23 protein-coding genes are annotated in these 23908 nt (G+C 50.8%); 11 read left to right on the top strand and 12 right to left on the bottom strand.

Annotated elements, in window-relative coordinates:
* Window positions 1-310: 310 nt before the first annotated feature.
* The 5 genes from C5S61_RS22540 to C5S61_RS22520 all read left to right on the top strand — a co-directional run bounded on the left by C5S61_RS22540 (window position 311) and on the right by C5S61_RS22520 (window position 4548).
* A complete protein-coding gene (locus C5S61_RS22540) occupies window positions 311-1066 on the top strand; it encodes a class I SAM-dependent methyltransferase (protein WP_110519108.1) in 756 nt (251 codons plus the stop codon).
* A gap of 33 nt (window positions 1067-1099) precedes the next feature.
* A complete protein-coding gene (locus C5S61_RS22535) occupies window positions 1100-1711 on the top strand; it encodes a class I SAM-dependent methyltransferase (protein ID WP_110519106.1) in 612 nt (203 codons plus the stop codon).
* Entirely contained in the window at window positions 1680-2090 is a 411-nt protein-coding gene (locus tag C5S61_RS22530; RefSeq protein ID WP_110519104.1) for a hypothetical protein, read from the top strand. The genes C5S61_RS22535 and C5S61_RS22530 overlap by 32 nt, the downstream gene beginning before the upstream one ends.
* A 145-nt stretch (window positions 2091-2235) precedes the next feature.
* Window positions 2236-2610: a hypothetical protein gene (locus C5S61_RS22525; protein ID WP_110519102.1), complete on the top strand. Its 375-nt coding sequence runs from the start codon at window positions 2236-2238 to the stop codon at window positions 2608-2610.
* A gap of 15 nt (window positions 2611-2625) precedes the next feature.
* Window positions 2626-4548 carry a putative glycosyltransferase family protein gene (locus tag C5S61_RS22520; RefSeq protein ID WP_110519100.1) on the top strand — a complete coding sequence of 641 codons (1923 nt, stop codon included), beginning with the start codon at window positions 2626-2628 and terminating at the stop codon, window positions 4546-4548.
* Between the two features lie 381 nt (window positions 4549-4929).
* Here the strand turns inward: C5S61_RS22520 and C5S61_RS22515 are convergent, their stop codons facing one another.
* Together C5S61_RS22515 and C5S61_RS22510 are read right to left on the bottom strand one after the other, a co-directional pair.
* Window positions 4930-6030 carry a M20 family metallopeptidase gene (locus C5S61_RS22515; protein ID WP_110519099.1) on the bottom strand — a complete coding sequence of 367 codons (1101 nt, stop codon included), beginning with the start codon at window positions 6028-6030 and terminating at the stop codon, window positions 4930-4932.
* Window positions 6031-6469: 439 nt separating this feature from the next.
* Window positions 6470-7594 (bottom strand): S1C family serine protease, encoded by a 1125-nt coding sequence (locus C5S61_RS22510; RefSeq protein WP_110519097.1) that lies wholly within the window; start codon window positions 7592-7594, stop codon window positions 6470-6472.
* A 184-nt stretch (window positions 7595-7778) separates the two neighbouring features.
* Here C5S61_RS22510 and C5S61_RS22505 point away from each other — a divergent pair, with 184 nt between their 5' ends.
* Complete coding sequence (locus tag C5S61_RS22505; protein ID WP_110519090.1) at window positions 7779-8456, top strand: YczE/YyaS/YitT family protein; 678 nt, start codon at window positions 7779-7781, stop codon at window positions 8454-8456.
* Window positions 8457-8805: 349 nt separating this feature from the next.
* Here C5S61_RS22505 and scpB read toward each other — a convergent pair whose 3' ends face one another.
* From scpB to C5S61_RS22475, 6 genes are read right to left on the bottom strand one after another with little or no spacing between them, the layout of a single operon-like run.
* Window positions 8806-9594 carry an SMC-Scp complex subunit ScpB gene (scpB, locus tag C5S61_RS22500; RefSeq protein WP_205701464.1) on the bottom strand — a complete coding sequence of 263 codons (789 nt, stop codon included), beginning with the start codon at window positions 9592-9594 and terminating at the stop codon, window positions 8806-8808.
* A 32-nt stretch (window positions 9595-9626) separates the two neighbouring features.
* On the bottom strand, window positions 9627-10379 hold the full coding sequence (locus C5S61_RS22495) for a succinate dehydrogenase/fumarate reductase iron-sulfur subunit (RefSeq protein ID WP_110519088.1): 753 nt from the start codon (window positions 10377-10379) through the stop codon (window positions 9627-9629).
* Between the two features lie 28 nt (window positions 10380-10407).
* Window positions 10408-11898, bottom strand: coding sequence for an FAD-binding protein (locus C5S61_RS22490; protein ID WP_110519086.1), 1491 nt, complete (start codon window positions 11896-11898; stop codon window positions 10408-10410).
* 12 nt (window positions 11899-11910) lie between these two features.
* Window positions 11911-12312, bottom strand: a complete 402-nt coding sequence (locus C5S61_RS22485; protein ID WP_054536517.1) for a succinate dehydrogenase, hydrophobic membrane anchor protein — start codon at window positions 12310-12312, stop codon at window positions 11911-11913.
* Window positions 12313-12334: 22 nt separating this feature from the next.
* Complete coding sequence (locus tag C5S61_RS22480) at window positions 12335-12730, bottom strand: succinate dehydrogenase/fumarate reductase transmembrane subunit (RefSeq protein WP_054536518.1); 396 nt, start codon at window positions 12728-12730, stop codon at window positions 12335-12337.
* Between the two features lie 30 nt (window positions 12731-12760).
* Entirely contained in the window at window positions 12761-13915 is a 1155-nt protein-coding gene (locus tag C5S61_RS22475; RefSeq protein ID WP_110519084.1) for an aminotransferase class V-fold PLP-dependent enzyme, read from the bottom strand.
* Between the two features lie 235 nt (window positions 13916-14150).
* Between C5S61_RS22475 and C5S61_RS22470 the strand changes: the two genes are divergently transcribed.
* Both C5S61_RS22470 and C5S61_RS22465 read left to right on the top strand, forming a co-directional pair.
* Window positions 14151-15674 carry an Eco57I restriction-modification methylase domain-containing protein gene (locus tag C5S61_RS22470; protein ID WP_110519082.1) on the top strand — a complete coding sequence of 508 codons (1524 nt, stop codon included), beginning with the start codon at window positions 14151-14153 and terminating at the stop codon, window positions 15672-15674.
* Window positions 15671-16624, top strand: coding sequence for a BsuBI/PstI family type II restriction endonuclease (locus C5S61_RS22465; RefSeq protein WP_110519080.1), 954 nt, complete (start codon window positions 15671-15673; stop codon window positions 16622-16624). The genes C5S61_RS22470 and C5S61_RS22465 overlap by 4 nt, the downstream gene beginning before the upstream one ends.
* On the opposite strand, the gene C5S61_RS22460 is transcribed toward C5S61_RS22465, so the two are convergent.
* Complete coding sequence (locus tag C5S61_RS22460; protein WP_110519078.1) at window positions 16621-17472, bottom strand: tetratricopeptide repeat-containing protein; 852 nt, start codon at window positions 17470-17472, stop codon at window positions 16621-16623. The two genes, C5S61_RS22465 and C5S61_RS22460, sit on opposite strands and share 4 nt — an antisense overlap.
* Window positions 17473-17762: 290 nt before the next feature.
* Between C5S61_RS22460 and C5S61_RS22455 the strand changes: the two genes are divergently transcribed.
* Window positions 17763-18776 (top strand): hypothetical protein, encoded by a 1014-nt coding sequence (locus C5S61_RS22455; protein ID WP_124033491.1) that lies wholly within the window; start codon window positions 17763-17765, stop codon window positions 18774-18776.
* Here C5S61_RS22455 and C5S61_RS22450 read toward each other — a convergent pair.
* Genes C5S61_RS22450 through C5S61_RS22440 form a run of 3 tightly spaced genes read right to left on the bottom strand, consistent with a single transcriptional unit; the run spans window position 18767 to window position 20465 of the window.
* Window positions 18767-19405 (bottom strand): histidine phosphatase family protein, encoded by a 639-nt coding sequence (locus C5S61_RS22450; RefSeq protein WP_110519074.1) that lies wholly within the window; start codon window positions 19403-19405, stop codon window positions 18767-18769. The two genes, C5S61_RS22455 and C5S61_RS22450, sit on opposite strands and share 10 nt — an antisense overlap.
* On the bottom strand, window positions 19398-19604 hold the full coding sequence (locus C5S61_RS22445; protein WP_110519072.1) for a YwbE family protein: 207 nt from the start codon (window positions 19602-19604) through the stop codon (window positions 19398-19400). Before C5S61_RS22445 ends, C5S61_RS22450 begins: the two co-directional genes overlap by 8 nt.
* Before the next feature lie 30 nt (window positions 19605-19634).
* Window positions 19635-20465: an MOSC domain-containing protein gene (locus C5S61_RS22440; protein WP_110519070.1), complete on the bottom strand. Its 831-nt coding sequence runs from the start codon at window positions 20463-20465 to the stop codon at window positions 19635-19637.
* A gap of 815 nt (window positions 20466-21280) precedes the next feature.
* Here C5S61_RS22440 and C5S61_RS22435 point away from each other — a divergent pair.
* Entirely contained in the window at window positions 21281-22288 is a 1008-nt protein-coding gene (locus C5S61_RS22435) for an aminoglycoside phosphotransferase family protein (RefSeq protein ID WP_164689727.1), read from the top strand.
* Window positions 22289-22299: 11 nt separating this feature from the next.
* Window positions 22300-23889 carry a DUF4419 domain-containing protein gene (locus tag C5S61_RS22430; protein WP_110519067.1) on the top strand — a complete coding sequence of 530 codons (1590 nt, stop codon included), beginning with the start codon at window positions 22300-22302 and terminating at the stop codon, window positions 23887-23889.
* The last annotated feature ends 19 nt before the right edge of the window (window positions 23890-23908 follow it).

The following is a 23908-nucleotide window of genomic DNA, read 5'->3' as shown; positions in this document are numbered from 1 at the left end:
GGGCTGGGGGGTGAGGGGATCAGGCGGTGGTTAACGTGATGAACCATTACATATAGGCTCTAGGCTCTAGGCTATGGGAAGAAGTATTGTGACTTCAAACCAACCTCCGCGAGCCTACAACCAATAACCATGCTTGCTCTGCGCCTCTGCGTTAAACTTAAATCCATATGCTCTATGCTCTATGCTCTCTGTTCTTTTTGACTTTTGACTTCTGCCTTTTTCTTTATGTTCTCTGTTCTTTTTGCTTTTTGACTTTATCTGGGGCTTTTATGGTATAGTCTCTGCGGAGTTCTTGCTAAAAGGCAACATTGTGGAAGATATTGAATATAGCGTGATGGCGGCGGTTGAGGAGCAACACTGGTGGTATGTAGGCATGCGCCAAATCGCCCAAGCTTGGCTTGATCAGTTGCCAGTGCATCGCGCTTGGCGAGCACTTGACGCTGGTTGTGGCACGGCGGGCAACGTCGCCTATTTATTAGGTGATTATGGCCCAGCTTATGGCTTGGATTTGATGCAAGCGGCGGTGCAGTTGGGCAGCAAAAAAACCGATGCACCGCTGACCCAAGGCTCGGTGCTGACCTTGCCTTATCGCGATGCAAGCTTTGATCTGGTGACCTCGTTTGAGGTGTTGTACCATCGCGCAGTACCCGATGAAGTGGCGGCCTTGCAAGAAATTTATCGCGTGCTCAAGCCTGGTGGCTGGGTTTTGCTGCGCATGCCAGCCTATCATTGGCTCTATTCGGCCCACGATCGCTCGGTGCATACCCGTCGCCGCTACACAAATAAGGAAGTTCAGCACTTATTGCGGGCCGCCGATTTTACGATTGAACGCAGTTCATACATTAATAGTGTGCTGTTTCCGTTGATTTTGGTGCAGCGCTTGATCGAGCGAGTTCGGCCAAGTGCGCCAACCAGCGACTCGGCGATGCAATTGCCAAGCCGCTTGGCCAACAAACTGTTTGGCGCGGCAATGAACTTCGAGGCTCGTTGGCTCGAATCGGGTGCAAGCTTTCCCTTTGGGCTATCGATTTTGACCCTCGCCCAAAAACCCAATCATTCGGTATAATCACACGATAGATTTATAGATTGAGAATATTGCATGCAAGCTTTTTTGACCAATATTGCCCAACGCCCAGCTTTGTGGGCCACGTTGCGGCGAATTGTTGAAAATAATTATGTTGGCGAACGCGCCGCAATTGCCGACGAACTCACGCCATGGCTGCAAACCAAGCCGCGGCGCTTTTTGGATTTCGGCTGTGGCACTGGTGAATTTGCTGCATCGTTTCCGCAGCACAGCTATATGGGCGTTGATCTTTCGCAAGGCTATGTGCGCTATGCCGCCACGCTGAGCGAGCATCGTTTTGGCGTGATGAATGGCAATGCCTTAGCCTTTGGCGATGCTAGTTTCGATGCAGCCTTAATTGTGGGCGTGATTCACCATCTTGATGATGCATTGGCGCAAGTTACGGCCCGCGAACTACACCGCGTTTTGGCTCCTGGTGGCGAAATTTTGATGCTTGAGGATATTCCAGCCCAAGATTGGTGGAATTTGCCCGGGCGTTTGATGCATTGGCTGGATCGTGGCGATGCGATTCGCCAAGACGAAGATTATGGCCGTTTATTTGCGCCCTACTTTACCATCCAACGCCGCTGGTCGATTCGCAGTGGAATTTGTGATTATGCAGTTTACCGTTTTAGCCGCGTCGATTAAACGTGGAATTGGCGAGCATGGCACTGCTATTCGTTTGTTTAGCAGTGCAATTGGCTTGCTGATCGCTGGGCAATTGTGTTATCGCAAAGCCCTGATAACTGCATCGCAGCATAGCCTAAGCAGCTTGTGGCAGGTCAGCCAAAGTTTTTGGGGCATTTTGGGCATTGGCCTGATTTTGCTTTCGCTCATTCCATGGCTTGCGCTGCTAGCGCGCCGCCAATTGAGCTTTTTCTACCCACTTTGGAGCATCGCCACGATTATTGTGGTGTTGATCAATTGGTGGTGGTTTGGCGGCGGCATGTCGTGGCAAACCCTTGCTGGCATTGGCTTAGTGCTAGTTGGGGTCAGCCTATTGTTTCGCGGTGGGCATAGTATTTGACGAGGGGTCAGGGGTCGGGGATCAGAAAGGATGAAGGATGAGGGATGAAGGATGAAAACCTGAAGGCAAAAGCCTCATTCCTTTCTTAGATTAAACCCGATCCCCAACAACCGATCCCCAGCCCCTACATACAACGAGCAAACACATGATGCAAACGTGGTGGATTATTGGTGCGGTGCTGGCAATGATGCTTGGCAATTTAATCGTTCGGGCGGGCATGGTTGGGGTGCAACTGGCACATACGAATCGTTTAAGCACCTTGCAAGTCTTGCGCTATGGCATTCGGCGTTGGCAAGTTTGGCTGGGCATGCTGCTGCTGTTTATTGGCGTAGTAGCGTGGATTAGCAGCGTGGTTTGGTGGCGCTTGGAGCTGAGCTATACCTTGCTTGGCTTGAGCTATGTCGCTACGATTGTGTTTGCATGGTGGTTTGTCGGCGAAACGCTGACCCTCGAAAAGATGTTTGGGGCGATTATCATTGTAGTCGGCATTCTTTTGATTATTCGTGGTAGTGGATTTTAAGGGGCGTTTGTGCATATGGCGCTGGGTCGATATGCCCGTGTAATTTTGCTGAGCAGCATCGTTGCTGGGCTATTGCTGTGGCTTGGTTGGCAACGTTTGGTTCCCTTCAACCTGGCGATTGGCGGCGATTTAGTTATTGGTGAGTCGGGCGAGCAATTTGCCTTGATGTACGATCAGCCATATCTCACCAATGTACATGCCCCCGAACCGGCCACAGTTGATCTCAGCACCACTGAAACCTATCGCTGGACGCAGCCAGCAGCAACGATTGATGTGCCCTATCTGAATGGCAGTGCGCAGCTTGTTCGCCTCAGTTTAGCGCCGCCATCAGTGCCCCAAACCCCGTTTTTGCTCACAGCCAATGGTGCTGAAGTTCGCACCGATTTGCCACCAGGCCAACGAACCTTGCACATGTTTGCCCCAGCTAGCGCCGATGGTGGCCTCAGGCTCGAATTGCAAGCTCCCACCTATAATGCCAGCCCCGACCCACGTTTACTGGGCGTAGTTTTGTATCGCATGCAAGTTCAGCCGCTTAGCCATACTTGGTTTATGCCATGGGCTGGTTGGCTCGATTTATTGATGTTGGTGGTGGTGGTTGGCTTGGGCGCGGCGCTGGCAGGCTTGGCTCCGCTGACTGCTGCTGGCGCGATGCTTGTCACGAGTAGCGGTTTAGGTGTGTTGCTGGCAACCGTGCGCACGATCATCACGCTCGATACAGGCCAATTGCGCACAATTAGCCTGGGCTGTTTGCTGGTGGTAGGGCTGGGGCGCTGGTTGGCTGAACGTCGCCAAAACCCTGAAATTGCCTTAGTTGCTGGTATGACGGCGCTTGGCTTGGCCCTACGCTTGATTGGCATTCGCCATCCGCAAACCAACTTTAGCGATCTGCTGTTGAACGTCAATAATCTTGCCAGCACCAGCTCTGGCGATTTGCTGTTTACCGAAGGCTTGCCCTGTGCCGCGGGCGCTGGCCGTTCGCCCTATCCGCCTGGCACCTATCTCATCACCCAACCATTGAGTGTTTTGCTGCCAGCAAGTTTCAATCGTGGCATTTTGATTCAAGTCGTTGGAGCGTTTGCCGATGCCATGGTTATTCCGTTGCTGTGGTGGTTGGTTGATCGCACTCGCGATGCACGAACTCCGGCGCGAGCGGCTTTATGGGCGGCCAGCCTCTATCTTGCGCCATTGGCGATGTTGCGGGCAATGGTGATTGGTGAATGGAGCAATGTGCTTGGGCAGGCGCTTGCCTTGCCTGTGGTGGCTTGGCTTGGGCTGTGGCTAGCTAGCAATCAGCCGCGAGCTTGGCAACCAGCCCTCATCGCTGGCCTAACGGTAGCGGCCTTACAGCATAGCGGCACGATGTTGTCGCTTGGCTTGTGGGGCGTGGCGTTGGCTGGATTTTTGGCTTGGCAACGTCAATGGTCGGTGCTTGGGCGCTTGGTGGTGATTGGCACGAGTGCGGTGGTGTTGGCGGTTGGCTTGTATTACAGCAATTTCTTGGGCGACCCAACCCTTGCCAACAATGGCGTAATTTGCCCAGCGCCGCGACCGCTCGGCCAAAAATTGTGGGGCGTAGTTTGGAACGATCTGATTGCGCTGGACGGGCGGGTTCCTGCTTGGTTTTGGTTGGTCGGTTTGGGTGGAGCATTCAGCTTGCGCCATGGTTTAGCATGCTTGGCAACGCCAATTTGGGCTTGGCTAGCAACCTTTGTGCTTTCGCTTAGCTCGTTGATTTGGTCGGAGCAAACCGTGCGTTGGTGGCTGTTTATCTTGCCTGCCTTGGCCTTGAGCGGCGGGGTTGGCCTTGCAACGTTGGCCCAACGTGGGCGCTTTGGTCGCGCCAGCGCGATTGCCGCCAGCCTGTTCATTATCGCCGCTTCGCTGGTGCTCTGGACTGACTTTATCATCGAGTATCGTACTGGGGCGTTTGTACCATAATGCTGGGGATCGGCAGTTGGGGGCTGGGGGCTGGTAATAACGAACCGAGTTGTTGAATTTAACGCAGCGGCGCAGAGCAACCGAAGGATGAAACATGAAGGATGAAGAACAGAGCGCATAGAACAATAATCAAAACAATCTGTGCCAATCTGTGGCCAAAAATAAGCCTTCGTGCATCAAAAACTTATCTTCGCGCTCTTCGCGTCCTTCGCGGTTTCAGCCCTTCGTGGATCAATTCTTAACGCAGAGGCGCAGAGATTCCATGGCTATAGGCGATGGGCCATGGGCTATCGGAACGTTTTTTGGTATTGCAATAGCCAATAGCCCAAAGCCTGATCTTCGTGTTCTTCGCGCTCTTCGCGGTTCCGCCTTACATTATGCTTATTCCATTACAAGCAAGGCTTTGACCGCGTGATAGTAATCGACTAAGCCATCGATGCTGACCCACTCGTCGTCGGTGTGCAGGCCTGCACCTTCTGGCCCCCAACAAACTGCTGGAATTCCCGCATCGCTGTAGAAACGGGCATCGGAGCCAAAATGCTCGCGAAATAGTTGGGCTTCGCGGCCAAGGCTGGTTTGCTGCGCCTCAACGATGCGCTGTAAATTTGGCTCCTCGGCAGCAGTATTCAGCGCCGTGCCGCGATGCAAAATTTGCACATTGGCATTCGGCTCGCTGGGCGTGGCAAAGGCTTGCTTCACATTATCAATCACTGCATCTGCACCTTCTTCTGGAGTCCAGCGAATATCGAGATTCAGCTGGGCGTTGGCCGGAATCCGATTGCCAGCATCGCCACCTTTGATGATCGACGGCGTAACCGTGGTGCGCCAAATTTCTTGCTCAGGCGTTGGATAATAGTCGTACAAGCGGCCAAGCCCACTAGCCAAGCGCTCAATTGGATTCACGCCCTCCCAAGGCCGCGAACCGTGAGCAGGCACACCTGGTTGCTCAACCGCCAACCACAAAATACCCTTGGCTCCGTGGCAAATATTGAGGTTGGTCGGCTCGCCAGCAATAAATAAATTGGCATGCCAGCCTTCATCGCGCAACAAAGCTGTGCCATTGGCCCCGCCAATTTCCTCATCGGTGACAAATTGGAAGCTTACGCTAGGGCGTTGCTCGGCAGGCAATTGGGCAATTTCTTTGATAATTTCAATGTAGACCGCCGCAGAACCCTTCATGTCTTGCGTGCCACGCCCATACAATTTGCCATCGCGCTCGAAGGCTTGCCATTGCTCAGGCCGGGCTGGCACAACATCAAGGTGGGCGTTCAAAATAATATCGCTGGTCAGCTCTTGGCTGAAATTGACCACCAACATCGGGTAGCCACTCGCATCGCGATGATGCAACTGCGCCGCTGGATAATTGGCTAATTCTGCCACCACTAAATCAATCACTGGCTGTAAATCGCGCTTTTCTGCTGAAACACTTGGAATTGCCACCAAACGCATGGTCAGATCAACCAATGTTGTACGAATCGACACACAGAACCCCTTTCGCTAGACCTAACTTGTATTGTAACAAAAGCCCTAACGCGTGGCGCTAGGGCTAAAGAGGTAAATGCAATGATCCTCTCACTCCAAACCCCTCAGCCACGGTGCGATCGAGGGACTTTCATTTCGTGGTTTTGCTATGATTCATGCTGAAAACCGATGCTCCCCTCGCCCGCGTTTTCGTGGGAGAGGGGGTCGGCTTACAAGGGTCGGTATTAAGATCCCCTCACCCCAACCCCTCTCCCGTGCGCGGGCGAGGGGCTTTAATTCCATGGTTTTTTGCGGAATTCGTGGTAAAAATGGCGGCTCCCCCTCGCCCGCGTTTTCGTGGGAGCGGGGGCTGGGGGGTGAGGGAATGCACCATGCCACCATCAATTGTTAAAAACCTACCCTTGAAAGGAGGGGGTCGGGGGGTGAGGAAACACCTGATTTAGCGGCCTGGGCGAGCGCCAACTTGCACTTGCACATCGCGCGTCCGGCCACCACCCTCGGCCACCGAAATCGTAATCCGATCGCCTGGTTTGGTGGTTAGCTCCAAGATTGCAATCACGTCGCCAGATTCGAGCACTGCTTGGCCATTGACAGCCACAATCACATCGCCAACTTGCAACCCTGATTGAGCCGCAGGCCCTTCGTAGAGTTGGGTAATGACAACGCCTTTGCTTGGCAAGTTATTAGCTTCGGCGAAGTAGCTATCGGCGCTGGCCAAGGCTGCACCAAGGAATGGGTGGGTATAGCTGCCATCACGAATAATTGCTGGCGCAACCAGTTTGACCAAATTGGCTGGCACTGCAAAACCCAAGCCGATGTTCGCGCCACGGCCTGATGGGTCGAGAATAAAGGTATTGACCCCAATCACTTGGCCTTGGCTATTGAACAACGGCCCGCCCGAATTGCCCGGGTTAATCGCTGCGTCGGTTTGCAGCACGCCGGGGATTGAGAACGTGCTGCCGCCGCCTTCATTCTTGGCCCCGCGAATTGCGCTGATAATGCCTGCTGTGGCGGTGCGATTTTCGCCATAGGGATTGCCAATTGCCACCACCACATCACCAACTTGAATCGCTGACGAATCGCCAAATTCAACTGGCACTAAGATATTGGGATTTGGATTGCGCACTTTAATCACTGCCAAGTCCGAATCGCTATCAATCCCAACCAAATCGGCAATCGCTGCCTCGCCATCAATAAAATTGACCAAAACACTGCTACTGCTGCCCACAACGTGATTATTGGTCACAATATGGCCTTCTTTATCGATCACAAAGCCTGTACCAAGCGATTCGCCTTGGCTACTTTGCACATCGATGCGCACGACTGAGGGATTGCCGCGATTGTAAACCGCCCGAATCACATTACTATAGGCATCGACCGACGCTTGATTGACCGGAAGTTGCGCGGCGGTCGTAGACTGTGGCACATTCGACGGCACAATTGCCGCATCGGCGACGCTTGGCCGTGCAGTTGGCGATTGAGTAACCACATCGCAACTGACCATTAACAACATTCCCAGCAAAATTCCACTTAACATCCAGCCTAAGCGGTCACGAAGCTGCATACAACCTCCAAAAAGCTAGTCCAATTTGCAACCTATGCCGAGTATAGCAAAAGCAGCGCCATCCTCCTACAAGCAAAGTTGCGTATAATTGTCCTGATCCATGTTTACCAATTGTCACTCGTTGTCGCTAGGACAATCTGTTAAAACACATGCTATTGGTTTATTGCTCCACAAGGATGGCTCTATGTTTGGTTCATTTATCGCCCGCCATTTCGATTTTCGGCCAGTTGCTGCTCGCCAATGGGTTCAATTAATCTTTGGCTTGAGCATGTATGGCCTGGCAATTAGCTTTATGATGCAGAGCCAGTTTGGGTTGGGGCCGTGGGATCTCTTTCACCAAGGGATTAACAAACTAACTGGTTTGAAAGTTGGCTTGGTCAGCGAATTGGTTGGCTTTGCGCTGATGGCAATGTTGCTGCTGGTTGATATTCGCTTTGGCTGGGGCACAATTAGCAATATTATTTTAATTGGGCTAGTCACCGATTTAACCATGCCCTTGATTCCCATGGTATCAAGCTGGCCATGGCAATTGGGCTACTATCTGTTGGCGTTGCTGCTGTGTGGCATTGGCATCGGAGCCTATATTGGGGCTAATATGGGTGCTGGCCCACGCGATAGTTTTATGCTGTTTTTGGTGCAACGTTTCAACTGGCCAGTGCGCCATGTCCGAACTGGCATCGAGCTTTCGGTGCTTTTTTTGGGCTGGATCATGGGCGGCGATGTTGGCTGGGGAACCTTGCTGTTTGCAGTGAGCATCGGCCCAGCGGTGCAATGGGGCCTGAAATTGTTCAAGGCCTTGCCCCATGCGGCCAAACCAGAGCCGATTGTTAGCGAGCCAGCAGAAGCAGCACCGTTGGTGTAGGGTATGTTCCCTCACCCCCCAGCCCCCTCTCCCACTGAACGCGGGCGAGGGGGAGTCAACGATGGTGTTCACCAAGGAATTGCGCAGAACCACGGGCTTAAAGCCCCTCGCCTGCTCTTACTCTACGCGGGCGAGGGGGAGTCAACGATGATTTCCCAGCGATCTGGATGAAAAAGCCCCTCGCCCGCGCACAGGAGAGGGGTTGGGGTGAGGGCATCTTAACACCGCCCTCTCGACCATTTCACCAACAAATTACGCAAGAGCCACAGCATTAAAGCCCCTCGCCCGCGCACGGGAGAGGGGTTGGGGTGAGGGGATCTTAATACCGCCCCCGCTGCCTCTGGACGACTTAAAACAACCGTTCTTGGGCTGCGTCGGGGTCGGCTGGGGCTTGGCGCTCAAAATTGAAGGCTGGCAATTCAGCAAGGCTGGTGATGCCAAAAATATGCAAAAATTGGCTGGTTGTGCCATAGAGCATTGGGCGGCCAAGCGTTTCTGCTCGACCAACTTCGTAGATCAGCTCGCGTGCCAAGAGCGAACGCACCACACCACTTGAATCCACGCCGCGAATTGCTTCAAGCCCAGCCCGTGTGACTGGTTGGCGATAGGCGATAATTGCCAGCACTTCGAGCGCTGCTGGCGAGAGTTTTTGTGGTTGGCTCACGCCTAAAAAGCGTTCGAGTGCGCTAGTGGCTTCTGGTGCGCTGACCAACTGTAACGTTCCAGCTTGATCTTGCAAGCGAATGCCGCGCCCAGTGAAGCGTTGGCGTAAATCGGCAATCAGCAATGGCAGATCGTGCTCGCGCAATTCGAGCGCTTTGGCCAAGGTTGCATACTCAACCGCATCGCCTGCCACAAATAGCACTGCTTCGGCACGCAGCAATAAATCGGGGTGCAAATGCTCAGGGCTTAGGGTTGGCTCGGGGCTTGGCTGATCGATTTGCTCGATCAATGCTGCTGGAGCAGCAAGCGGTTGATCGACGACAACATCGGCTGCAAGCTCAGGCTGATCGGTTGCGGTGCTAAGCATAGGTGGTTCTTGATCTACATTCATTGCTAAATGGTTTGGTGATTTGCCGAAGTGTTGAACCAAACGGGCAATCACCACGGCAAACAGCTTGAGCCAACGGCGCAGCATAGTTTGTCGTGGTGATTGCCCGCTCATGCAATTTAGACAGTTGCTTCGGTGCGAGCAACTTTAACTTCAATCCGCCCAAGCCCAATCTTATTGAGCATAATTTTGCGCTTGAGGGCTTGAATATTCTCGCCGTTGGGAATGGCTTTGGGGCATTCCGAACAGTTGAAAATGGTGTGACAGCGCCAAACGCCAGTTTCCGAGCCAACAATATCCAAGCGTGCCTTGATGGCGGTATCGCGTGAATCTTCGACAAAGCGATAGGCGCGGGTCAAGGCCGATGGGCCGTAGTATTCGCCGTTGCTCCAGTGAACTGGGCAGGCAGAGGTACAGCAGCCACATTGGTTGCAGGTTGCAGCCAAGGCGATGCGGTTAGCATCTTTGGGGCTTTGCAAGCGCTCTTTGCCATCTTCTGGCTTGGCGATGTCGGTCACCAAATAGGGCAACATCACTGCATCTTTGGCAAAGAACGAATCGAAATCCACGACCAAATCGCGAATGACGGGAAAGCCGGGCAATGGCCCCAAGGCAATTTCGGTTGCGTTCAAGCCCATCACGCGCGTGGTCGAGGCCAAACGATTGCGCCCGTTGACCATCATGCCACACGTGCCGTCGATGCCCGATTGCGAGCCGCGGCGAAACGCCAACGTACTATCTTGCTCTTCTTTGATAATGTTCAAAGCGTCAAGAATCGTGGTATAAGGCGTTACCTCGACGTGGTAGATCTGATATTTTGCGGTAAAATCGGTGGCAGCATCGAAGCGTGGCACACGAAATGTTACTTTCATTGAAACTACTCCACTAGGTTTCTAGCGCTTAGAGCGCAGCCACGCTTGCTTTTGCCACAGCGTCGGCCACATCAAGCAGCCGATCAAGCTCTAGGGCTTCGAGCAATTCAGTATTAAAGCGGCGATTTTTATCGTGCAAGCCAATTTGGCCAAACTGGTCGCGCAGGCTATGCACAAAGCCAACCTGTTGCTCATTGCTGGTGCTTTGGCTGCTAAAGGCGTGGCGCAGGTTTTTGCGTACCAAGCCAAGTTTATGTGCGCCTTTTTGTCCAAACAAGCCTTCGACTTCATCGCTGGCGTTGCTGGTGGCGTAGCTTGGCACATTGCCATGCACCGCGCTGCCCAATTTGGCAACAATTGCTGCGCCTGCCAATTTGGCAAATACCACAGCAGCAGCCAATTCGTTGCCAGGCAATGCTTGCTCGCCATGCACGCCGTTATTGGCACAAGCCCCAACCGCGTACAAGCCTTCGAAGCCTGCTACGCTGCCGTTGAGGTCGGTTGACAAGCCGCCAAGCGTCGCTTGTTGGGTTGGCTTGACGGGAATCAAATCGTGCTTGGGATTTACGCCAGCGAAATCTTCGGCGTAATCCAAGACATGGGGATAGCGCTCACGGATTTGGCTGGTTGGCAGATGCCGAACATCAAGCCAAACATGACCATCAACCCCATTGCCAGCAGCAATTTCTGCATTGATTGCGGCAGCCACCACATCAAAGCTGGCTAGCTCGTTGGTAAAGCGCTTTTCGGCAGCGTTAAGCAGATGTGCACCATCGGCCAGCACGCGTTCGTTGATAATCAAGCCAGTGTTGGCCACGCCCAACGGATGGAAAGTAACCAGATCCATGCCCGTCAGGTTGATGCCAGCGCGCAAAGCGGCGGCATGGCCATCGCCAGTTGAGGCATACGAATCAGCTGAATTAGCATACAGTTGGCCATAGCTGCCGGTTGCCAGCACGGTTACTTTGGCATTGATAATGTTAATTTCGCTGCTGCGAATATCGAGCACGCTCACGCCACGCACGTTTTTGCCATCGACCACCAAGCCCAGCATAAACTGCTCAGGATAGACTTGGATGCCAAAGCGCACGATTTCGCCATACAAGGTCGTGACAATCGCATGGCCAGTTTGATCGCCAGCGTTGGCCAAGCGTGGCTGGCTATGGCCATAGGCTGGTTGTTGGGCAATGCGGCCACTCTTCAAGCGGCTAAATGGCAAGCCCATGTGCTCTAATTCGTACACAGCAGCGGGAGCTAGCTCACACAGCGCCTTAACTGCGGCGGCATTATTGCTTTTGCCATAGGCCAGTGTATCGCTAATATGCGCTTCGACGCTATCGCTGCTGCTATTGCCTAAGGCGGCAGCAATGCCAGTGCGTTCGACCACCGAAGCGGCGCGCACCGGATATTGTTTGGTCACAATTGCCACATTGGCTTGCGGCGCACTGCGTTTAATTTCAAGGGCGCAGCGCATCCCAGCGATGCCACTGCCAACCACAATTACATCATGCTGAATCACAGACGACACTCCTTATGCCAAAGCCCACAACGTCCAGAACCCCAAAATTGCCCCAGCGATACCCAAGACAATCAACACAAAGTTGACCGTATGACGCACAGCGCTATTGGTTGTCCAGTCGTAGATGACATTGCGAAAGCCGTTTAAGCCATGAAACAGCGCACACAGTAACAACAACCCTTCGTTGAGCACATACCACAGTGGAAATGCGCGGAAGGTTTCACGAGCGCCTTCATAGGTCAGCACTGGTGTATCTAGCTTGGTGAAATAGGTAAAATACAGGTGGATTGGCAAAAACAGCAACAAGCCATATGAAGAAAGGCGTTGCAGAATCCACAACAGCGTGCCCGCACCAGGTTCTACTTTAACCTTTTGCGCGCGGCTTGTAACGCTGATAACGTCTCGGTGCACCATTGAAGCGATTCCTTTCCAGCCGTTATGCCGCGATATTGGCAATAATCTTAATAAAGAGCAGCACAAACAGCGCCACCGTCAAGACCAACGAAAGCCAGAATGAGGCGCGTTGGAAGCGCGCGCCAATGCCAGCCTCAAGGGTCAAAACCCGCAAGCCAGTCAGGGCATGCAACACTACCATCGCCACAACCACCGCATGGGTAATATGCCAAAAGGTTGTGTTATACGCTGCCATCGCCGTGTTGAAGGCCGCCGCAGCGGTGCCAGCAGGTTCGTCGCTGGTGCGAATAACCGTGCTCAATTCCCAAATGTACGTCAGCATATACACCGTGAGCAACAAGCCCGAAAAACGGAGTAAAATGCGCGCTAGATACGAGGCACTCGTTTGATAACGGTCCAAAATCGTGCGAGTGGACACGTAACCTCCTTATTGATGCTGAATTCCAAATTACTGGCTGAGAGCCTGTAAGCGTTCCACAAAAAGATCAAGCTCTGGTTCTACGGTATAGAAAAATGGCGATACCCGCACATGGCCAGGCCGGTGATCAACAATAATCCCCTGCTCAGCCAAGGCGGCGACCAGCTTGGCATGCTCGGCACTTTGGATCATCACGATCCCTGCATGCTGCTGTGGGTCGCCAGCAATCGTTAATTGATAGCCTGCATCGCGCAGCTTGGCCACCAAATAGGCCACTAGCTCGCTGGTGCGTTGTTGAATTGCCTCAACCCCATGCTCAAGGATAATTTGCATGCCAGCATGGCCAGCATACACCGCCGCCAAGGCTGGCGTGCCAACCTCAAAGCGCCGCGCATCGGGAGCAAACTCAAAGTTATTCGGGTCGAAGGCAAATTGTTTGGCATGACCAAACCAGCCAGCAACCGTAGGCTTAAGCTGTGGAATCAAACTGGGCCGCACATAGCATTCGACAATGCCCGTGCCACCAAGCAGCCACTTCAAGCCACCAGTCATGTAGAAATCCAAATCGCTGGCAACGACATCAATTGGCACTTGGCCCGCCGCCTGATAGCCATCGATCAGACATAACGCACCTTTGGAATGCGCCAGTTTGGCAATTTCGGCAATTGGCTGAATCGTGCCACTTGCAAAAAAGACATGCGAGGTTGCCACTAAGGCTGTGCGCTCATCGATTGCGGCCTCGTAGGCTTCGAGCGGCACATGCACACCATCGGGCGAGGGCAAAAGCACCACCTCGACCTCGGGATGTGCCAACCATTGATAGGGAATTGTTGGGAAATCAAGGACGGTTGAAATAACCTTGGGCCGTTGGCGATAATCCAAGGCACTGGCCAGCACTGAGAGCGCCACGCCAACGCTAGGAGCCAAGGCCACCGAGCCAGCAGGCGCGTTGAATAAGCGTTCGGTGGTGGCGCGCAATCCAGCGCACTCGCCAAGCCAAATCTTATACCAAGCAGAAGCCCCGTACTCTTCCCATAAATCCAAATGCTGATTAACTGCCGAACGTACGCGGGTGCTCAATGCGCCAAGCGAACAGGTATTGAGATAGGTTTTGCGGCTTAAAATCGGAAACTCAGCCCGACTTGCCAACCAATCACGCGGTGCAGTGCTCATGGTTGTAAACACAAATATCACCTGCCGATCAGAAATTTCTGATCAGAGGCTCGCGAATCAGCAACTCCAGAAACTTGTTTGGATTATAGCGCAGTTTAATGGGAGTGTCGAACGCAAATCAATGCCTTGTAATCAGCAATTTTAGCTAATCGGTAGGCTCGGCATAAAAAGCGAGATTGGCTAAAAAACAAAATTCTACTATGATAGAGACTTAGCACATTGGTGTTTACGCGTGAGGCATTGGCTGATGATAACAACCCATTTTGATCTCATGGAGCATGTTGATCAACGCCGCTTAGTGGTTGATCAATTGATCAAGCCTGAGCAGCGTGCGAACTATAGCCAATTTCTGACCCCTGCCCCAATTGCCGAGTATATGGCGAGTCTGTTTAAACCGTCAGATCAGCCAAGAGTACGCTTACTTGAAGCTGGGGCTGGCATTGGTTCATTAATCGCTGCCTTTGTTCAGCGGTTTAGCCAACAAGCCTCAATTCAAGCACTTACAATCGATGCTTATGAAATTGATGACTTGCTGATGCCGCAATTGGCAACAACCTTGGAGACTTGCCAGCAGGTTGCAGCGAAGGCCGCGATCCAATGTCAAACGACTATTTTCAATACCGATTTTATCCAGGCAGCGACTCAAAAGATTCAATTAGCTGCCTGGCAAGCAAATAATGGTTATACCCATGCCATTCTCAATCCACCCTACAAAAAAATTCAAAATAGCTCACTTACACGAAAATTATTGCGTAGCGTTGAGATTGAAACGGTTAATCTGTATAGTGCATTTTTAGCATTAACCATCCACTTATTGGCTCCATTGGGTGAATTAGTTGCAATCGTTCCGCGTAGTTTTTGTAATGGAGTCTATTTCAAGCCGTTTCGTTCAATGTTGCTTAAGCAGATGGCAATTAGGCAAATTCATAGTTTCGATAGTCGAACTGAGCCATTTAAAGATAATGCTGTCCTCCAAGAATTAGTTGTGCTGCATGCGATTAAGCACGAACAACAAGCTAGTGTCATCATCTCACAAACTCCATTGAATCAACTGAGTTCAATTAAGCAGCGGGAAATTCCTTTTGCCCAGCTTGTGCAGCCCCTCGATCCTCAGCAGTTTATTCATCTGCCAACTGAGATTCATAACGATCAGACAATACAGTTGATGCAACAATTGCCATGTACTTTGGACGATTTGGGATTAAAAGCATCAACCGGGCCGGTTGTCGATTTTCGGCTTGCGCAACATCTCCGCGATCAACCTGCTACTGATACCTATCCGCTGTTTTATCCAATCCATTGTCGCTCACACTTCGTTGAATGGCCGATTGTAGCTAGCAATAAACCGAATGCGATTAAACAGGATACAGCGGTGATGAAGTGGTTGTATCCAAATAATGGCAGCTATGTGTTGATTCGGCGCTTTTCAAGCAAAGAAGAAGTGCGGCGAGTTAAAGCCACAGTGTATCATCCAGAAATTCAAGCTACCAACTATCTAGCGATTGAAAATCATTTGAATGTGATTCATACTGCCAAAAATGGCCTTAATCGTCACTTGGCGCAAGGCCTAGCACTGTATCTTAATTCTACGTTTTACGATACTTGCTTTCGTCAATTTAGCGGTCATACTCAAGTTAATGTACGTGATTTGTATGCATTACGCTATCCAAGCCAATTGCAACTCATTAATTTGGGCCAGAAGCTTGATTCTCAACCCAATCCCGATCAATTAACGATCGATAAATGGGTTAAAGAGGTTGCGCTTGTATGAATAATGAGCAATTAAGGCAGCAAAAATGTCAAGAAGCCCAAAAAATTCTAAGCTTATTAGATTTCCCCCTAGCCCAGGAAAATGAACGATCAGCATTAACCTTGTTAGCATTACTTGATCTTAATCCAATCCAAGCGTGGCATGAAGCCAGTGCACCATTAATTGGAATTACGCCCATAATGGATTGGTGCCGATTACATTATGCCAAAATATACGCACCTAACACCCGCGAAACGTTTCGTCGCCAAACCATGCATCAATTTATTGAAGCAGGGATTGTGGTTGCTAATCCCGATCAGCCACATCGGGCGATTAATAGCCCAAAATGGTGTTATCAAATTGCCCCTGAAGCTTTAAGTTTATTTCAAACATTTAATAGTGAACAATGGGTATATCAATTAGCACATTTTCAGAAAATTCGCCAAAGCCTCCAAAAAAACTATGCCCAATTACGCGAAATGCAGCGAATACCCGTCACTTTGAGCCAAAACTTAAATATTGATCTAAGTGCTGGTGAACATAGTCAATTGATTAAAGCAATTATTGAGGATTTTGGTTCGCGCTATGTGCCAAATGGCAAGTTATTATATGTTGGCGATACAGGCCAAAAGTGGGGTTATGTTGATCAGGCTGAATTTGAACGCTTAGGCATTGAGCTTGATCTGCATGGCAAAATGCCTGATGTTATTTTGTATGCTCCAGACCAAAACTGGCTTTTTTTGGTTGAGGCAGTGACGAGACATGGCCCTGTTGATGGTAAACGGTATCATGAATTAAATCAGCTTTTTCAGCGTGCCAACCTTGGCTTAATTTTTGTGACAGCCTTTGCAACTCGCCGCGAGATGGCACGCTTTGTAGCTGATATTTCATGGGAATCTGAAGTCTGGATTGCCGAAGCACCAGATCATCTGATTCACTTTAATGGTTCACGCTTTCTTGGGCCATATTAGGCTTTGCCAGCGCGAATTTTGAGGTTGAGTAAACGCGCTGCTTCATGTTGCACAAACCATGGATCTTGGGCTAAAGCATTGAGCGCTTGCTCAAAATAGGGTTTGGCCGCTTCGTGCTCGCCCAAGGCCGCTAAATTCTCGCCAATTTCTTCGAACACAAAGCCATCGCTAATCTCTGCTGCTTGTAATTCGGCGGCAAGCGTTTGTTGCAAGGCGAGTGCTTGCTGATAGTCGCCCAACGAGCGTAAACAGCGAGCCACCGACCAACGGGCAATTTGAATTTGGCGCGGGCGTTCACGGGTGATCCACGCTTGCTCTGCCTCTTTGAATAAGGCCAAAGCTGCGCCAAACTCGCCCCGTTCGTGGAGATCCCAGGCTGCATTATTCAGCATGGCGGGAATTAATGCTTGGGCTTTGGGGTCAGCTGAGTTGCGGGCCAAGGCTAAGCCGTGTTGGTTCCAGCTTAAGGCTTGTTCGCTGCCAGGATTGCTAATCGCCAGCATATGCGCCGCATCAACCGCCAAGCCAACCAAGCCTGCTTGTGAGGCGAGTTCCCACGCTTGGTTAAAGAAATAATGAGCCATTTCGTGTTCGCCAGCAGCATTATGGGTGCGGCCTCGCTCGAGGTAGTAGCGCACTTGAGGCCGTTCACTCGCCCCATTTAATTGAGCTTCAAGTTGATCAAGCCGTTCGTGGGCTTCGGCAAAACGCCCACGCAACGAAAAGGTTCGCGCAATTTGGCTCATTAGTTCGAGCTGATCATCGCCCGTTGTTTCAGCCAAGGCTTGAATAAATCGACTCTCGCTCGCAGCAGGATCAGCATATTCCCACAGCGCATCAATATCCATGATTCTGGTGCTCCATTCCTATCCAAATAGCACAGCCTTGCTATTTTAAAGAATCGCATGAATCACTGTCAAGTAGCAGATAACAGGATTGAGATTTTATAATGGCTAACAAATAAATGCTACCAAATGCAAAAAAGCTTGATATGCCAAACTGTATCTGCTATGATAATCCTATCAATCAAAACCAATCAATAAAGTAAATTTTCTCACAGTTAACAGTATAATGCGGTACATGCTGTTAACTGTACTATTCATTCTTCCAGATGCAATAACCTAGGAGCTGGAGTATTATGAGTGATATATCTTTTTCAAAAGTCAATCAAATTGTTAATGACTTAAAGACAGCAGAAGGCTCGGCATTAATCGATCATATTAGAACGCTATCAGCATTAAATGAAACTCATTCACGAATTGTTGTAACACTTTTAGAATTACTTGAGAGTCCAGCGGTCGGTACCGAGGCGCATACGAGAATAATTAAACTGCTTCGAAAAGAACCGCATGCCTCAGTTATTAACCGTAGTTCTGCCTGGAAGTTGGCTTTTCAGAAATATGAGGCAAAAATTATGCCTATTGTTAATCAGCCAGACCCAATTCCAGCATTGCATATGCAGCTATCGGTTTCCCCAACTCCAATAATGACCAGTGCGCCAATCAATCAAGCAGCCGCTGTTAGCATCAGCACTTCCGCCACCAAAAGCTGCCCATATTGTGCTGAGCAAATTTTGGCTGATGCGAAGAAATGCCGTTTTTGCAATGAATGGCTGAGTGGATCACCGCCTGCAGCATCAATCGGCACAACCCCAAATTATGGCTACCAACTCATTCAAAGCCTCTCAACAATTGAGGTTTCAACGCGAGCGATGATGATTACTGGATTCCTTTTATTTTTTCTCTTCTTCTCTCCCTTTGTAGCTTGTGGCTCAATCGAAATGTCTGCAGGAACTGTTACGCTGTCCAGCTTTGAAGGCATTGCTGATAATCGTAGCCAATCTGCTTATTCAAATCGCCAAAATAATACCGATGGTGCGATTATGTGGCTATCGCTGCTATTTGTTCCAATTACTGGCGCAACATTATTTTTCACTGGCATGTCAATGTCGCAGGATGTAGCTGCAAATATTACTCGGCCTCAAAAGCCAATAAGAACGCAAGTATTGGTGATTATTACTGTATTTGTCTTATTAGGCTTAGGATTATTAATTGCGGTTCATCCAATTCTAGAATTACTTTGGGGTTATTATGCCATAATGACATGTTTAGCAACCGCCTTTTGGGTTATTAAAAGGATAGATTATGCATAATCGCCATAAAGATTGCTCAAATGACGGGTATCGTTAAGTTGATACAGCGTGCGATTATGAAATGGTGCGCTTTGCGTTAGCCACGAAATGTTGCCCGAATTAACCTGAAATGCGACTGAGCCGAGCGCCTCAATTGGCATACCAAGCCACGCGGCAATCACAAAGCTAGCAGCAAAGCCATGGGTCACAATCACCAACTGTTGCGCTGCTGAGTTAATAATCGTGTCCATGGCGGCGTATATTCTGGATGCTACTTCGCGCCGATTCTCGCTGCTTGGGTAGACCCGATGATCAAGCCGACCTTCGGCCTGTGGCGGATAAACGATCTGCTGATCAAACCAAGCCTGATCGCGACCTTCGGCAGCACCATAACTCATCTCGCGCAAGCGCTGATCGAGCACAACTTGGCTATGCAAGCTGTGCGCAATCAAGGCTGCTGTTTGGGCTGTGCGCTGCAAATCGGAGCTATAGATTGGGCTGGCTAGGGGCAATTCTGCGGCCAACACCATCGCAATTGCCTTGGCTTGTTGCTGGCCACGCTCCGTCAAATCTGTGTCATACCAACCGCCAACTTTTTGCTCAACATGGTGCTGCGATTCAGGGTGGGTTACCAAGGCGATTCTACGCATTCGGCGTGCTCAAAATCTGCTTGACCCGCCCAACTTCGCCGCTGACCAAGCGCACTTTGATGCCATGCGGGTGGTTTGGCGATTTGGTCAAAATATCTTTGACAATGCCGGTTGTCGTTTTGCCAGTTGCCTGATCGTGCTTGAGCACAATCGCCACTTGGAGGCCTGGTTTGATTGCGCTGCGTTGTTGACCGTTCATGGTTACTCCTCAAAAAATGCTATCGCTGAATTATACAGGCTGCTTGAGCACAACGACCTGATCGCCATGGCGAATTGTGCCAAACTTGCGTGGTACAAGCTGAATGCCAAATGGTACGCCACCGCCAGCAGTTTTGCGATAGCGCGCCAAGGTGCGCAATGGCTCTTGCTGGGTATGTTTATCGCCTGTTGCTGGATCGACTGTGATCAGCACGCAGCGCGGGCAGGCTTGGGCGACTTCAAACAAACATTCGCCAATTTGCAGCCACTGCCAGGTATCTTCTTGGTAGGCTCGTTCGCCATCGATCACAATATTTGGGCGAAACTGGGTCATGCTGGCTGGTTGTTCGAGCCGCTGATTGAGGTCATCCAATGAAGCCTGCGAAGCCAGCAAAATTGGATAATCGTCGGCGTAGCTCACACGGTCGTCGCTGCGCCCAGTGTAGCCCGAAGCCATCTCGGTTGGCAACGCGCGGTCACAGCCTTCGCCCATATAAATCACCACGCAATCAAGGCCAAGATACTCGCTGAAGGCGTGATTAATTGCCTCGTTATAGACCATGGCTGGGTGCTGTTCCTCGGCCCATAAATTGACTCGCTCAATCGGGCTAAACAGCTTGGGCAAGGCTAGTGGCTCAGTTTGGGTGGGTAATTGCACCTGCAAGCCATCGCCAGTAATTGCGCTGCGAATTGCCAACAATTTGCCATGTTCGCGCGCAGTGATAATACGCCGATTTTCGCTGGCAACGACTGCCCAACGCCGATCATTCGCAAAACCACGCAGCTCCAAACGGGCCTGATCGAGCTTAATTCCTGTTGTCGATTTAATTGGGTAAATCGTCAGATCAATCACCTGTGCCATTGTATACTCCTCCAAAGCCAACAATTAAGTGCATTATACGAGCAATTAGCCGAGGGGGTAGGTGTGAGGCTATCGGCTATGGGCTATGTGTACTGGTACATCACGTTAACCACCGCCTGATCCCCTCACCCCAACCCCGCTCCCGTGCGCGGGCGAGGGGCTTTAACACGCTGGTTCGTCATTCGTCGGTGAAAACGGTGCTCCCCCTCGCCCGCGTTCAGTGGGAGCGGGGGCTGGGGGGTGAGGGAACACGATTGCCAATCCAATGTACCAGTACAGCTATGGGCTATCGGAGTTATTTGGCATTGATCCACGAAGCGCACGAAGTTTTGAAACCACGAAGCGCACGAAGTTTTGAAACCGCGAAGGTTAAGTTTTTTAGCCACGAATTCCACGAATTGCACCAATGATGTTCCGCTAGCCAAAAGCCCACAGCCGGTAGCCTGCCCCCTGATCGCTGGACCCTGACCCCTCTTTTGATTTTCGACTTCTGCCTTTTGATTTTACTTCATCCCTCATCCCTCATCCTTCATCCTTCGCCAAATGCTTGACATTCAAAACAGCTAGGTCGATACTTAACCAACTATGCGCTGATGCCTTGCCGCTGCTCCCACAGGCAAGTCCAAATCAAACAAGTGCCAATTGCCTCAGGCTGTTTTCATTTTCGCACCAGATTAAGCGCTGCGGTTGTTTGGGTTCACGCTTGAATGTTTTTCGTGGCGAGAACGTTGCGCACGCCGCTGGCAATGGTGCTCGTTTTGCGTGCTTTCCAAGGGCGTAAAGCACACCTGTTAATCCAATCGAGGAAGTCTGGTATGCAGCAAGCTCACGCCCCCGACCAAGCGACAATTCGCCAACATCTGGCCCAAACCTATGCAATTGAGGCCTGTCGCATCGAGCAAATCGATCGTGGTAATGATCCGCGGGCGGCGCTGTATCTGGTGCAAACAAGCGACCAGCAGTATTTTCTGAAGCTCAAATATGGCTCGATCTACCAAGCTGGGGTTTTGTTGCCGCGCTATCTCAAGGATCGCGGGGTGGCGGCGGTGGTTGCGCCAGTCGATACCCGCACCCAGCAGCTGTGGGGGCGTTGCCAACAGTTTCATAGTGTGCTCTACCCCTATATCGAAGGCGCAACGGGCATGGATCATGGGATGTCGGCGCAACAATGGCAGAGTTTTGGCCAACAGTTACGCCGTATTCACACGATGCAGGTGCGCCCGCCATTGCGCCAGATGCTGCGCTGGGAGCAGTTTCGCCCGCCATGGTTGCCAACCGTTCAAGCCATTCACAAGAGCATCAATACTTGGCCAATTGGCGATAGCTATAGCGCTGAATTAATTGATTTTTGGCGAGTCAAGGCGCGTGAAATTAGCTATGTGATCAAACGTATCAGTGAGTTGGGGCATTATCTGCGCGCCAATGCGCGTGATTTTGGCCTGAGCCATGGCGATATTCATACTGCCAACATTGTGCTCGATCAGATTCAGCAAATTAATATTGTCGATTGGGATTACCCACTGTTTGCCCCCAAAGAGCGCGATTTGCGCTTTGTGGTCGGCTCGGTGATTGGCGTGCCGGTGCAGCGCCACGAAGAACAATGGTTTTTTGAGGGATACGGCCAACCAACGATTGACTATAAAGCCTTGGCCTATTATCGTTATGAACGGGTAATTCAAGACCTTGGCGATTATGCCCAACGCGTGTTGTTGCGCCGAGATGCCCCCCAAACGATCAAACAAGCTGCCTTGCAATCGCTGCGCTCGCGCTTTTTGGCTGGCAATATTATCGAATCGGCCTATCAAGCAGATCGCGCAAGTTAGAGAGGTGTAGAATGACGGCCATTGCCCCGATTTTAGCTCAACGCCATGGCGCAATTCAATTTGTGGTCGATGCAGTTGAGCCTTGCCAACAAGCCCCAGCCTGCCAGCAAGCGAGTGCGTTGCCCATTTGGAAAGGGCTGCCAACGCTGGAAACGATCCAAACTGACGCGCAGCTCTTTGCCAAAACTGGCAGTGATCATCCATTATTGAGTTGTTTGGAGCTAGCCTATGGCCAGCATTACCCGTTGGTGCTCACGCCCGATTGTATTTGGCTTACCATCACTCAAGGCTTTAGCTTGCACCTCAACCAAAATTACCAACAACTGCGCCAACGCTTAGTGCAGCATTCGGGCAAAAAAAGCTTGCGTGTCGATAATGTCAGAACTTGGCCTGAAGCGATTGAGCGTTGGGTTGACCAACTGACTCAAGCGCTGCCCAAAAATTTGGTTCAAACCCTGCAATGTGATTTTTCGACGACAACCTCGACAACGCGGATTGCCAGCCAAATTGTGTTGCTGGAGAGTTTTCAAGCCTATTTTGAATATGAAATGACACCAATTTGCGGTATTCCCAATATTACGCTTTTGGGCACGCCTGCCGATTGGCGCTCAATTGCCGAGCGGGTGCAACGCTTAGCGGTGTTTGATTTGGCGTGGTGGACGGAGCGGCTTGCGCCAATTTGCGAGGGCTTGATTTTAACCAGCGAAGGCCAACCACCGCATGGTTTTTGGCAACAGATCTATCACAAAATCGATTGTTGTGGCACCCATATCAATGGCTGGATTACTGATCTGTTTCCTTATATCAAAAATTTAAACCAGCAGGGGATGTTTCGGCGTAACCCAATGTTGAAACTTGAGCGCCAGCTTTTTGGTGATCCTGTTGCGCCAGCGTCGCTCAATTCAAATCAGGCGCAACCTGAGCCTGCTGAGGTTGCCTTTAACGCTGACGATTTGGCAGGAATGGTGCCGTTTGAGCTTGAAACCTTAGATTTTGATTATGAATCGACTCCAGTTAGCGAGCTAGATGCGAGTGTTTTCCCTACTGGCTTAGCTAAAGTAACCACAATCCAACGCGAGCATGGTCAATCGCAATTGGTTAAGCTTATGGCGGGCTTGCTGGGCACAAGCTATGATCCTGCAACCAACCAGCTTCGCCCAGAAATTGGCTGGGCTGTGTATCAGCAACGCGATCACACTGAATTTTGGCGGCGCATCAGGCTTGAACATCAGGTTACATTGGCCCAAAAATCGAGCACGAATCAGCAATTGCCCGCTATGTTGGCTGATATGTTCAAATATTTTCCCAGCATGACACTCTTTGCTGCGAGTACAAATCCCTGCTATCTGCTGCCACAACATGCCTATCAAACAGCAGTTGATCATGCTGATTGGGTTTGTTTTGCCAAACTCGGTGATGGCCGCGAAATCGTTTATCACGCTGTTTCGAGTCGTATTTGTTGGGTGATTTTGGTCAATCCCAACCGTGATCAGGCACCAGTCGTTATTGCCACCAGTATCGCCGAATTTTTTCAGCGGATCTTAGGGAGCAGCGATTATTATTTTGATCAGGAGCATTTTCGCGCACCTGAGAGCATATAACTATCGATCAATTACTTTA

Origin of the sequence: Herpetosiphon llansteffanensis, from assembly GCF_003205875.1 — a bacterium.
Lineage (GTDB): Bacteria > Chloroflexota > Chloroflexia > Chloroflexales > Herpetosiphonaceae > Herpetosiphon > Herpetosiphon llansteffanensis.
The sequence above is the reverse complement of the archived record's forward strand: the minus strand, read 5'-3'. Positions and strand labels throughout refer to the sequence as shown.